7 protein-coding genes and 1 pseudogene are annotated in these 11,842 nt (G+C 64.5%); 5 read left to right on the top strand and 3 right to left on the bottom strand.

The window, feature by feature from the left end:
- Positions 1–148 precede the first annotated feature (148 nt).
- The 5 genes and pseudogenes from R3D65_RS04700 (at position 149) to ligD (ending at position 8,877) form a co-directional block, all read left to right on the top strand.
- Complete coding sequence (locus R3D65_RS04700) at positions 149–946, top strand: IclR family transcriptional regulator (RefSeq protein ID WP_371274075.1); 798 nt, start codon at positions 149–151, stop codon at positions 944–946.
- Positions 947–1,121: 175 nt separating this feature from the next.
- Entirely contained in the window at positions 1,122–3,608 is a 2,487-nt protein-coding gene (locus tag R3D65_RS04695) for a vitamin K epoxide reductase family protein (protein WP_371274074.1), read from the top strand.
- Between the two features lie 73 nt (positions 3,609–3,681).
- The gene (locus R3D65_RS04690) at positions 3,682–5,919 is read left to right on the top strand and encodes an acyl-CoA dehydrogenase (RefSeq protein WP_371274073.1); all 2,238 of its coding nucleotides are present in this window, start codon (positions 3,682–3,684) and stop codon (positions 5,917–5,919) included.
- A 134-nt stretch (positions 5,920–6,053) separates the two neighbouring features.
- On the top strand, positions 6,054–6,404 hold the full coding sequence (locus R3D65_RS04685; RefSeq protein WP_371274072.1) for a hypothetical protein: 351 nt from the start codon (positions 6,054–6,056) through the stop codon (positions 6,402–6,404).
- A pseudogene (gene ligD, locus R3D65_RS04680) lies at positions 6,388–8,877 on the top strand (DNA ligase D). Before R3D65_RS04685 ends, ligD begins: the two are co-directional and overlap by 17 nt.
- Before the next feature lie 84 nt (positions 8,878–8,961).
- Here ligD and R3D65_RS04675 read toward each other — a convergent pair.
- Genes R3D65_RS04675 through R3D65_RS04665 form a run of 3 tightly spaced genes read right to left on the bottom strand, consistent with a single transcriptional unit; the run spans position 8,962 to position 11,841 of the window.
- Entirely contained in the window at positions 8,962–10,446 is a 1,485-nt protein-coding gene (locus R3D65_RS04675; protein ID WP_371274071.1) for an aspartate kinase, read from the bottom strand.
- Between the two features lie 16 nt (positions 10,447–10,462).
- The gene (gene thpD, locus R3D65_RS04670; RefSeq protein WP_371274070.1) at positions 10,463–11,395 is read right to left on the bottom strand and encodes an ectoine hydroxylase; all 933 of its coding nucleotides are present in this window, start codon (positions 11,393–11,395) and stop codon (positions 10,463–10,465) included.
- A gap of 53 nt (positions 11,396–11,448) precedes the next feature.
- Positions 11,449–11,841 carry an ectoine synthase gene (locus R3D65_RS04665; RefSeq protein ID WP_371274069.1) on the bottom strand — a complete coding sequence of 131 codons (393 nt, stop codon included), beginning with the start codon at positions 11,839–11,841 and terminating at the stop codon, positions 11,449–11,451.
- Position 11,842: the final 1 nt, after the last annotated feature.

Here is an 11,842-nt window from a genome sequence, read left to right as displayed (position 1 = left end):
CGCCAAATCCGCATGCACACGATGCATCGTGGATGCTCCTCCCGTTTCGCATAGCGAAATTATGTTTTACTTTTTTATATGTAATTGATATTCACCTCACCCCGAATGTCAACACGGGGGGTGGGGAACGTCTTGAAGGGGGCGGCTTGTGGAGAGCAACCAGCATCTGGCGCAATTTGAAGGCGGCGACCGCAAGTTCGTGATGGCGCTCGCCCGCGGGCTGGAGGTGTTGCGTGCCTTCAAGGCGCGGGACACGTTTCTGGGCAATCAGGAAATCGCCGAGCGGACCGGCCTGGCGAAGCCGACGGTGACGCGCCTCACCTATACGCTGTGCCAGCTGGGATACCTTACCCAGGTGCCGCGTCTGGGCAAATACAGGCTGGCGCCTCAAGCCATCGCGCTCGGCTATTCCGCGCTGGCGGGGCTTGGCATCCGGCAGGTGGCGCGGCCGCTGATGGAAGAGATGGCAGACCGGCTGGCCGCGCCGGTGGCACTTGGCGTTCTGGATCGCAATCGCGCGCTCTATATCGATATTTCGCGTGGGTCCTCGACCTTCACCGTCCAGCTCGATACCGGGTCGCGCGTCCCGCTTGCCAAGACGGCCATGGGCCGGGCCATCATCGCCGCCATGACGCCCCAGCAGCGCGCGCCGGTCCTGGCCGGGCTTTCGGAACGCTACGGTTCGCAATGGCCGGATCTGAAGGCAACGATCGACAGGGCGGTCACGGAATTTTCCGCAAAGGGCTTCGTCGCCTCCCCGGGCACCTGGCGCGACGACATCAACGCCGTCGGCACGGCGCTGGTGGCGGCTGACGGGTCCGGTATCTACGGGCTGAATTGCGGCGGGCCGCCGCATCAGTTCACGCGGGACAAGATGGAAACCGTCTACGGACCGGCCATGGTCGGCATGGTCGAACGCATCCAGCGCATCCTCAACGCGCTCTAGGATTGCCTGCCTTCCGGCTGCCGGGCGAGCCGGCATCCGCTGCCATTGCGGTACAATCTGTATTCCGTTCCGGAACATGACCGGGGCCGTGTTCATTGCACTTGCAAGCCGGGCGCGGCCGCAAGGGCGGCTGTCCCCTTGCCGTTTTCCAGTCCGAACCTGAAAACCGGAGCGCATGGCCGAAAAACGAAGTGAGAGAAACGCAAAGCCCCTGATCGTGATCACCGGCGCAGCCGGGCAGATCGGGACGGTGCTCGTCAAGGCGTTGAAACGGAATTACAGGATCGCCGGGCTCGACCTGAAGAAGGAGGGAGCGGCCTGCCCGGTGGTGGAGACGGATCTGTCTTCACCCGATTCGGTTCGCCTCGCGCTGGAAGAGATCGGCGAGCGTCATGGCCGCAAGATTGCCAGCGTCATCCATCTGGCCGCCTATTTCGATTTTTCCGGCGAAGAACATCCGCTCTACGAAAAGGTCAATGTGGATGGAACGCGCAACCTGCTTGATGCCTTGCAGGACTTCGAGGTCGGCCAGTTCGTCTATTCCGGGACCATGCTGGTGCATCGGGCGGGCAAGCCGGGTCTGCCGATCACGGAAAAGGCGGCGATCGAACCCAAATGGGCCTATCCGCAGTCGAAGGCCCGTGCCGAACAGGCAATACGCGACCATCACGGCCACATTCCCTATGTCGTGTTGCGCCTTGCCGGCCTCTATGACGAGACGAGCGCCGTTCCGACCCTGTCGCACCAGATCGCCCGCATCTACGAACGCAACCCCAAGGCGCATGCCTATTCCGGATCGCTGGAGACCGGGCAATCCTTCGTCCACAAGGCCGACATGGTGGACGCCTTCGTGCGCACCGTGGACCGGCGCGGCGATCTTCCCGACGACATCGCCATTCTCGTCGGCGAGAGCGATGCGGTGTCCTATGGCGAATTGCAACGGCTGATCGCCTCGGCGATCCATGGCGAAGAGCAGTGGGACACGTTCAGCGTTCCCAAACCGCTGGCAACAGCCGGGGCATGGCTGGAGGAAAAAAGCGAGCCGGTTGTTCCCGACGATTTCGACCAGGGGGAGAAGCCCTTCATCCGCCCGTTCATGATCGACATGGCCGACGATCATTACGAACTGGACACCACGCTCGCCCGCGAATTGCTGGGTTGGGAGGAGCAGCACTCGATTCGCCGGACGCTTCCCCGGATTGCAGCCAACCTGAAAAACGACCCGGCCGGCTGGTACCGGCAAAACGGAATCACGCCGCCGCCATGGATGGGTGAGGCGGCGGAGCGCAGGGCCGATCCGGAATCGCTGCGCAGGACAGCCGAGGAACGGTACCGCGCGGCGCACCGGAATTTTCTCTGGGCACCCTTCCTCAACATGGTACTCGGCGCCTGGCTGATGACCAGTCCGCCGGCGCTCGGCTACGAGGCGGCGGGGATGATCTGGAGCGATGCCATCGCCGGACTTGCCATCGTCCTTCTCTCCTTCCTGACACTGTCCTGGCGGCTGAGCATCGTGCGCTGGGCCGTCGCGGCGGCCGGCATATGGGTGATGTTCGCGCCGCTTGTCTTCTGGGCGCCGACAGCGGCAGCCTATCTGAACGGCACATTGACCGGTGCGCTTGTCTTTGCCCTTGCCGTCGTGGTGCGGCCCCCGCCGGGCGTCAGCGTGGTGGCGGCGACCACCGGCCCGACGGTTCCGCCGGGTTGGGAATTCTCGCCGTCGAGCTGGTTCCAGCGCCTGCCGATCATCGTCCTGGCGGTGGTGGGGCTCCTCGTCTCGCGCTACCTGACGGCCTACCAGCTCGGGCATGTGGACGGCGTCTGGGACCCGTTCTTCGCGGGCGCGGCCGAAAACGGGAAGAACGGCACGGAAGAGATCATCACATCGCCGGTGTCGGAGGCCTGGCCGGTGCCTGATGCCGGCCTTGGCGCGCTCACCTACATGCTGGAAATCCTGACCGGGCTGATAGGCTCGTCGCGGCGCTGGCGCACCATGCCCTGGCTGGTGATGCTGTTCGGCATCATGATCGTGCCGCTCGGCATCGTCTCCATCACCTTCATCGTGATCCAGCCCATCCTGCTTGGCACCTGGTGCACGCTCTGCCTGCTGGCAGCCGCCGCCATGGTGATCCAGATTCCCTATTCGGTGGACGAACTGGTCGCGACCGGGCAGTTTCTCGTCCGGCGGCACAAGGCCGGCCGGCCCGTGCTGCGCATCTTCTTCACCGGCGACACGGACGAGGGTGCCGACAGCCGCGTGGACGACGACGATTTCAACCTCTATCCGCTGCAGGCCCTGCGCGAGATGATCGTCGGCGGCGTCTCGTTTCCGTGGAGCCTGATCGCTTCGGTGGCAGTGGGCACCTGGCTGCTCTTCACCCGGCTGACACTGGGTTCGGAGGGCGTGATGGCCAATGCCGACCACCTGATCGGATCGCTTGTCATCACCGTCAGCTTCACCGCGATGGCCGAAACCATGCGCCCGGTGCGGTTCCTCAACATGCTGCTCGGCTCCGGACTCATCATCGTGGCGCTGGTGGCCGGAACGACGCTTCTCCAGCTTGCCGCCAGCGTCCTTGCCGGCGCCGCATTGATCGGCCTTGCGGTTCCCCGGGGGGCCATCCGCAACAGCTACGGGACATGGGACCGGCTGATCGTCTGAACGCGCAAGCGGGGCTGCGGCTTTTGCACGGAACCTCGGGGCCGCGCATGCGTTCTCGCGAGAGGAGGATCTCATGTCGTTTCGCACATTCCGACGTGACCGCATCACGCGCCCCATCTTCGCCTGGGCGAAGGAACAACTGCCTTCCCTTTCGCAAACCGAACAGCAGGCCATCGATGCCGGGGAGGTGTGGTGGGATGCGGACCTTTTCACCGGCCATCCCGACTGGCGCAAACTCCTGGCGACCAAACCGGCGCGGCTGAGCGACGAGGAGCAGGCCTTTCTCGACGGTCCGTGCGAGGACTTGTGCGCCATGCTGCACGATTGGGAGATCACGCGGGCCGGCGATCTTCCGCCGCATGTGTGGGCCTTCATCAAGGACAACCGATTTTTCGGGATGATCATTCCGAAGAAATACGGCGGGCTCGGCTTCTCCAATTTCGCTCATTCGGAAGTGGTGCGGCGCATTTCCACGGCGTCGATCACCGCCGGGGTCACGGTCATGGTGCCCAATTCGCTGGGACCGGGCGAACTGCTGCTGCAATTTGGAACGGACGAACAGCGCGACCACTGGCTTCCGCTGCTGGCGTCCGGAAAGGAGGTGCCGGCCTTCGCCCTGACCAGCGAACATGCCGGTTCCGACGCGTCGGCCATGCGCGATACCGGCGTGGTGTGCAAAGGCATGTGGAAGGGCGAGGAGGTCACCGGCGTCCGGTTGAACTGGTCGAAGCGCTATATCACGCTCGGGCCGGTCGCCACCGTGCTCGGCCTGGCCTTCAAGCTCAGCGATCCTGACGGGCTCATCGGCGAAACGGCTCGCGAAGGCATTACCTGCGCGCTGATCCCGACGGATCTCCAAGGTGTCACGACGGGGCGGCGGCACATTCCCTGCGGCCAGGTTTTCCAGAACGGGCCGACGACCGGCGAAGATGTGTTCGTGCCGCTCGACCACATCATCGGCGGGCCGGATTATGCCGGACAGGGCTGGATGATGCTGATGAGCGCGCTGGCTGCCGGGCGCGGCATTTCGCTGCCGTCGCTGTCCTCGGCGGCAGCGTCGATGTCCGCCCATGCCACGGGCGCCTATGCCCGCGTGCGCGAACAGTTCGGCATTCCTGTCGGCAAGTTCGAAGGCGTGCAGCGCCGTCTTGGGCGCCTGGCGGCCAATGCCTACACGCTGGACGCCGCCCGCAAGCTCACCTGCGCGGGCCTCGACGAGGGGCGCAAGCTGGCCGTCATTTCCGGCATCATGAAATCCAATGCGACCTACCGCATGCGTGAGGCGGTCGACGACGCCATGGACGTTCATGCCGGCAAGACGGTGATCGACGGGCCGAGGAACTGGCTGGGCAATTTCCACAAGGCGGTGCCGGTCGGCATTACCGTCGAGGGCGCGAATATTCTCACGCGCAACATGATCATCTTCGGGCAGGGCGCCATCCGCTGCCATCCCCATCTTCTGGACGAGATCCTGGCGCTCGATGAGAAGGATCGCGATGCGGCGCTCGATGCCTTCGACAAGGCGTTCTGGGCGCATGTCGGCCATTCCGCCAAGACGCTGTTTCGCGCCCTTGGCCGGGCGTGGACGGGCGGCATTTTCGCGCCGGCGCCGGATACCGGCAAGGCCAGGCGCTTCTACCGGCAGATGGGACGCCATGCCGCGGCCTTTGCGCTGATCTCCGATTTTGCGCTGCTGACGCTCGGCGGTTCGCTCAAGCGCCGCGAGATGCTGTCGGCGCGGCTTGGCGATGTGCTGTCGGACCTCTACCTGATGTCTGCCGTGCTGAAACGGTGGGAAGAGGAGGGCCGGCAGGATGCCGATCTTCCGCTGGTGGAATGGGCGGCGGCCGATGCCTTCGCGCGCATCGGCGCAAGCCTCGATCAGGTGCTGGCCAATCTGCCGAACCGCGCCGCCGCGCTGTTCCTGCGTGCCGTCACGCTGCCGGGCGGATCGCATCGCGGCCCCTCCGACACGTTGACGCGGCAATGTGCAGGCCTGCTGCTGGAGCCATCGCCCACGCGGGACCGGCTGACTGCCGGTGTGCGCGCGGTTTCGGGCGACGGTGCGCTGGCCACGCTGGAGAAGGCCTTCGCTGCGGTGATCCGGACGGAAGAGATGCGCCGCAAGCTGCGCAAGTCCGGCGAAACGCTCGAAGCGGCGGTCGAAAAAGGCCTGCTGTCGCCGGAAGAGGCCGAGCAGGTTCGCCGCGCCGAAGATCTGGTGGACGAGGTCATCGCGGTGGACGATTTCGATCCCGCCGAGGTCGGGCGCATTCAGACGAACGAACAGCACCGGGATGCGGCGGAATGAAGGATGGCCGTTCGATCAACACGGTGAACGCGACGCGCGAAAGCGGGGGCGGGCTCGTGTCCAACATTCGCTGAACCTGTCCGCATGAAACGGTACCGCGGCATTTCCGCGATCTCGTTGTCACCGAGTATGGCGTGGCAGACCTGCGCGGCCAGAGCGACGAGGCCTGTATCGCGGCCATGCTGGACGTTGCCGACAGCCGTTTTCAACCGTCGCTCCTGAAACAGGCCAAGGATGCCGGCAAGATCAGCGGGGACCACGAGATCGCCCCGGAGCGGCGCAACAACACGCCGGAACGCATGGACCTGTGGCTGGGTGGCGCCCGGCGGCTTAACCTGGCTGAGGGCCTTTCGCGCGGGGAACGGGTTTTCCGCCTGCTGGTTCTGGGCGCACTGACGGCCGCCGCTGCCGGTCACCAGCGGGATGGCCAAGCCAGGAACAACGACGCTCCGGTTGCATTTGAACGTCATGGACAAGACCGCTGAAAGGCTGGCCGACTATGTGGCCAAACGCGATTTCACCAGGACGGCGGAGCCTTCGGGCACCGGGCGGGGTGCCGCGTCGCAGCGGCCGCGTTTCATCGTTCAGAAGCACGATGCCTCGCGCCTGCACTATGACTTCCGGCTGGAATGGGATGGCGTGCTGCTGAGCTGGGCCGTCACGCGCGGGCCGAGCGCCGATCCCTCGGAGAAACGGCTGGCCGTGCGCACGGAGGATCACCCGCTCGACTATGGCGATTTCGAAGGCACGATCCCGCAAGGCGAATATGGCGGCGGTACCGTCATGCTCTGGGACCAGGGAACGTGGGCGCCGCAAGAGGATTTCGCGTCCGGCCTGGAAAAAGGCAAGCTGAAGTTCACGCTCTATGGCAGCCGGATGAAGGGCGGATGGGCACTGGTTCGCATGCGCGGCAAGGACAAGCGGGAAAACTGGCTTCTGATCAAGGAACATGATGCTTTCGAGGAGGACGACACGGATGCCCTGACCAGCCGCTTCGAGACAAGCGTGACAAGCGGGCGGAGCATGGCGGCCATTGCCGAGGGCAGGAAACCTGAAAAGCCGACGTCGAAACAGTCATCGAAACGCGAAAAATCGCGCGGTTTCGATCTGGCGCGGCCGCAATTCCACGCGCCGGAACTGGCAAGGCTTGTCGATGCCGTTCCGCACGGCGATGGCTGGCTGCATGAGGTGAAGTTCGATGGCTATCGCTGCCTGGCAGCGCTGGGCAAGGGGGGAGTCCGGCTTTACAGCCGGTCCGGCCTGGACTGGACCGACCGCTACAAGGGCTTGCCGGAGGCCTTTTGCCGGCTGGAGTGCCGCAATGCGCTGATCGACGGCGAGGTGGTTTCTGCCAGCGCGGGCAAGGGTTCTTCCTTTTCGGCCTTGCAGCGCGATCTGGAAGAGGGCCGGCCGGTGCTGTTCATGGCGTTCGACCTGCTGCACCTCAATGGCGACGACCTGTCGAAGCAACCGCTCGACAGCCGCAAGGACCGGCTGGAGCAATTGCTCGCCGGACTGCCGGAGGATTCGCCTGTCCGCTTTTCCGAGCATGTTCGCGGCCATGGGCAGACGGTGTTCGACAATGTCCGCAAGGCCGGTGGCGAAGGCATTGTCGCCAAGAAGGCCGACAGCCGCTATACCGGAAAACGAAGCGGCGCGTGGCTGAAGATCAAGGCCGGCCGGCGGCAGGAATTCGTCGTGGCCGGCTGGTCGCCATCGGACAAGAAGGGCCGGCCCTTTTCCTCCCTGATCCTCGGCACCCATGAGGATGGTGATCTCGTCTATCGCGGGCGGGTCGGCAGTGGTTTCGGCGCCGACGCATTCGACCGGCTGGCGCCGATGCTTGACAAGCTGGGCCGTAAGACTGCACCCGTCACCGACGTACCTTCAGCCGTGGCGCGGGATGCCCGATGGGTGACGCCGAAACTGGTCGTCGAGGTGGAAATGGCCGAACTGACAGACCAGGGCATCATCCGCCATGGCGTCTATCTGGGCTTGCGCGATGACAAGGATGCCAGGACCGTGAAGCTGGAAAAGCCGAAATAGGGAAAACGCATCATGGCGGACTTTCTGGGCGTCAACATTTCGCATGCCGACCGGGTGGTGTTTCCCGATGCCGGCTGCACCAAGGGCGATGTCGCCGCCTATTATGCGCGCGTGGGGGAGCGCATGCTGGAGCTTGCCGGCCGCCGGGCCGTTTCCCTGCTGCGCTGCCCGCAGGGTCGTGACGGCGATTGCTTCTTCCAGAAACATGCCGGCAAGGGCTTTCCGGCGCAGATCGATACCGTCCGGATCACCGAGGCGTCCGGCGGGTCGGAAGCCTATATGGAGATCCGGCAAAAGGCCGGTTTTGTTGCCGCGGCACAAATGGGCGCCATCGAGTTCCACATCTGGGGCTCGCGCACAGACCGGCTGGAAAAGCCGGACCGGCTGGTCTTCGACCTGGACCCCGACGAGGGACTGGCGTTTGGCGATGTCCGGCAGGCAGCCTTCGAATTGCGCGATTTCCTTGCCGGTACAGGGCTGGAGAGCCATGCGCTGGTCACCGGCGGAAAGGGCGTGCATGTCGTCATTGCCCTGCGCCGGACGGTTGAATGGGAAACAGCGACCGGCTTCTGCCGCACGGTTGCGGCGCATTTCGCCAGCGCCTTCCCGGATCGCTATGTCGATACGATGTCGAAGCAGAAGCGCAAGGGGCGGATCTTCATCGACTGGCTGCGCAATCAGCGCGGCAACACCGCCATCGCGCCCTGGTCGGTGCGGGCGCGGCCCGGTGCGCCTGTTGCCGTTCCGCTGGAATGGGGAGACCTGGCCGCTCTCAAGGCGGCAAACGAATTTTCCATGGGTGACGCAATGGCACGGCTCGACCGGCCCTGTCCGCTTTGCGAGGCCGAGAAGCAATCGCTGTCGGCATCGGTGATCGAGGCGCTCGAAGCCGCCGTTACAGCCCAGGCGTAAAGCCTCTCCCTCGGTGCGGAATTGTCGAGGAAACCAGGACAAAACCGTGGCGGCGCGCCGTCCCGCGCGCCGCCACGGTCCCCCTCAGGCAGCCTGTTTCAGCGGCTTGCCGGATACGCTTTCCACCAGTGCGCGATGCAATGCGCGCGCGGCAGCTTCCTTGTCCTCCTCGGCGAGAAGGAACTGGACATCGACGCCCCGGCCGGTTTCCTGCGCGGCGATGGGCGCGATGCCCGCTTCACGCAGGGCCTGCAAGCCGTGGAGCATCACGTCGAGGCCGGTGAGGTCGCGGCCGATGGCCGAGACGATGGCCGCCCGGCGCGCGGTGACGCGGGCCGTGGGGTAGCGCTCGCGAAGATCGCGCTCGACGCGGCGCACGCCTTTCAGCGTCGCTTCGACATGGTGCACAATGGAATTGGCGTTGGAGGCTTTCGAGACAATGCGAAGGCGATGGCGCGTCAGGGCTTCGAGGATGGCCGCGTCATATCCCTTGACGCCGACCATGTCCTGTTCGAACAGCTCGATGGACGTGACAGTCAGGCCGGTGATCATCTGGACACCCGGCTCGCCGGCAAGTTCCGCGTCGATCAGCGTGCCGGGATCATGCGGTTCGAAGGCATTGGCCACGCGCAGCGGCACGCCTGCCTGGCGCAGGGTCTTGGCCGCCTTGGGATGGATGGCTTCCATGCCCATGTTGGAAAGCTGGTCCGCAACATCGTAGTTCGTGCGGCCGATCTTGCGCACCTTGTCCGCTCCGACAAGCTTCGGGTCGGCGCTGGAAAGGTGGAACTCCTTGTGGATGATCGCCTCGCGGGCGCCAGTCAGCGCGGCGATGGTGGCGAAGGTCACTTCGGAATAGCCCCGGTCGAATTCCTTCATCAGGCCCTCGCGGCATTGCGCATAGCCGGTGACGATGGGCAGTTCGCTGGCCAGGTCGATGTCGGCGAAGGCCGCTTCGATGCGCTCGCGCAGGTCCGGCTGGGATTCGTCACGCCAACCGGTGAGATCGACAAGCCGGGCGTTGACGCCATGGCGGCGCAGCAGGATCGCCAGATTGTTGGCCGAATGCGCCTCGCCGAGGGCGGCCAGTAGTTCGCGGGTCGTCTGCATGTGCTCGGTCAACTGGAAATGACCATAAGAGCACAGGCGCTGCAGATCGATCAGGCAACCGCGCGCGCCCTCGATGCGTTCGCGAACGAATTCGTCGGCGGCCTGCCGGTCAGCGGCATGATCGAACAGGCCGGCATTGATCTCCAGCATGGCGCTGGCGGTCTGCGACAGCGCGTCCATCCAGCCATGGTGGTTGTCGGCACTGGCAAACAGCGCGTAGACGCCCAGTTCACCGGATTTCTTGTGTTCCAGCAGCCGGTCGGTGATACCGCCGAACGCGGACACGACGAAGACACGCTGGTAGAGACCGGCGCCCGTGCGCTCGCCGACAAGGATCGTGCCGAGCAGTTCACGCAGCCGGCTCATGGAGGTGCCGCCGATCTTCTCGACGGTATGCGCGCATCGCAGCGGCTTTTCGTCCCGCGATGCGTCGTGGCTGTTTTTTTCAGCCTTGGTCATTTGGCATTTTCTCCTTTCAGGCCAGCGGGCCCGATGCGATTTCCAGCGGAAGGGCATCACCGCGCGAGGCCAGGAAATCCGGGCGCGGCTTCGAGGCCGCGAAGGGGTCGCGCAACGCGTTGGACACCGCGTTGAAGACGAAGAAGGCGTTGGAGCGGGGGAAGGGCGTGATGTTCGAGTTCGAGCCGTGCATGGTGTTGCAGTCGAACAGGACCAGCGTGCCGGCGGGGCCGGTCGCGGTTTCAATGCCGTTTTCCCGCGCCAGGCGGCTCAGCGCCTCATGCGAGGGCGTGCCCACTTCCTGTGCCTTGAGCGAGGTCTTGTGGTTGTCGTCCGGGGTTTCGCCCGCGCAGCCGACAAACATCTTGTGAGAGCCGGGCATCAGCATCAGGGCGCCGTTGTTGGCGTCATTGTCGGTCAGCAGCAGCGAGGCGGAAACAGCGCGCATGCGCGGCATGCCGTCCTCGGCGTGCCAGGTCTCGAAATCCGAGTGCCAGTAGAACTCCTTGCCGGTGAAGCCGGGCTTGTAGTTCAGACGCGACTGGTGAATGGTGACCTCGTCACCCAGCAGGAAGCGGGCGATGCCGGCAAGGCGCCGGTCGCGTGCCAGGCGATCGAACAGCGCGTTCTGCTCGGGAAGCTTGAAGATGGTGCGAACGGCTTCGCTGCCGGGTTCGGTGATGACCGTGTCTTCCATCAGCGTGCGGCCGCCTTCACGCAAGCCCTTCGCCTCGGCCTGCAATGCCTTGACCTCTTCGGGCGTGAACAGGTTTTCGAGCACCAGAAAGCCGTTGCGTTCGAAGCTGTCGGCCTGCTGGGCGGTCAGCGGCGCATCGGGGCGCCACTGGCTCCAGACCGTGCGGTCCTGGCGTTCGGTCCAGGTCTCCTGTGGCAAGCGCGTGGGATAGGCATCGGCGTGGGTTCGTTCGGGGTTCTGCATGAGGTTCATAGCTCTCTCCCGTCCTTGTTGATGTTGCTTGGCGTTTGTTCCGGCGCCCCGTTTCAGGCCTCCTCTGCCACGAGGGCATAGGAGCCGTCGTCCTGGTGGACTTCCTGACCCGTGACCGGCGGATTGAACACGCAGGCCATGATCATTTCCTCGTCGGCACGCAGGATGTGCTTGTCATGCTCGTTGAGCGCATACATGACGCCCGGCCGGATCGGATGAACCTCGCCGGTGGCGATGTCCTCGATCGAACCGGAACCGGAAATGCAATAGACGGATTCCAGGTGGTTCTTGTAATGGAAGTTCAGCTCGCCACCGGCATAGATGGTGGTGATGTGGAAGCTGAAGCCCATCTTGTCGCCGGCCAGAAGCAGGCGAACGCTTTCCCACCCGTCCGAAACGACGCGCCGCTCGGTGTTCTTGGCTTTGTTCAGGTCTCGCACGATCATT

Origin of the sequence: Zhengella sp. (genome assembly GCF_041397485.1) — a bacterium.
Taxonomy (GTDB): domain Bacteria; phylum Pseudomonadota; class Alphaproteobacteria; order Rhizobiales; family Rhizobiaceae; genus Zhengella.
This window is presented reverse-complemented; position numbering and strand designations above follow the sequence as displayed.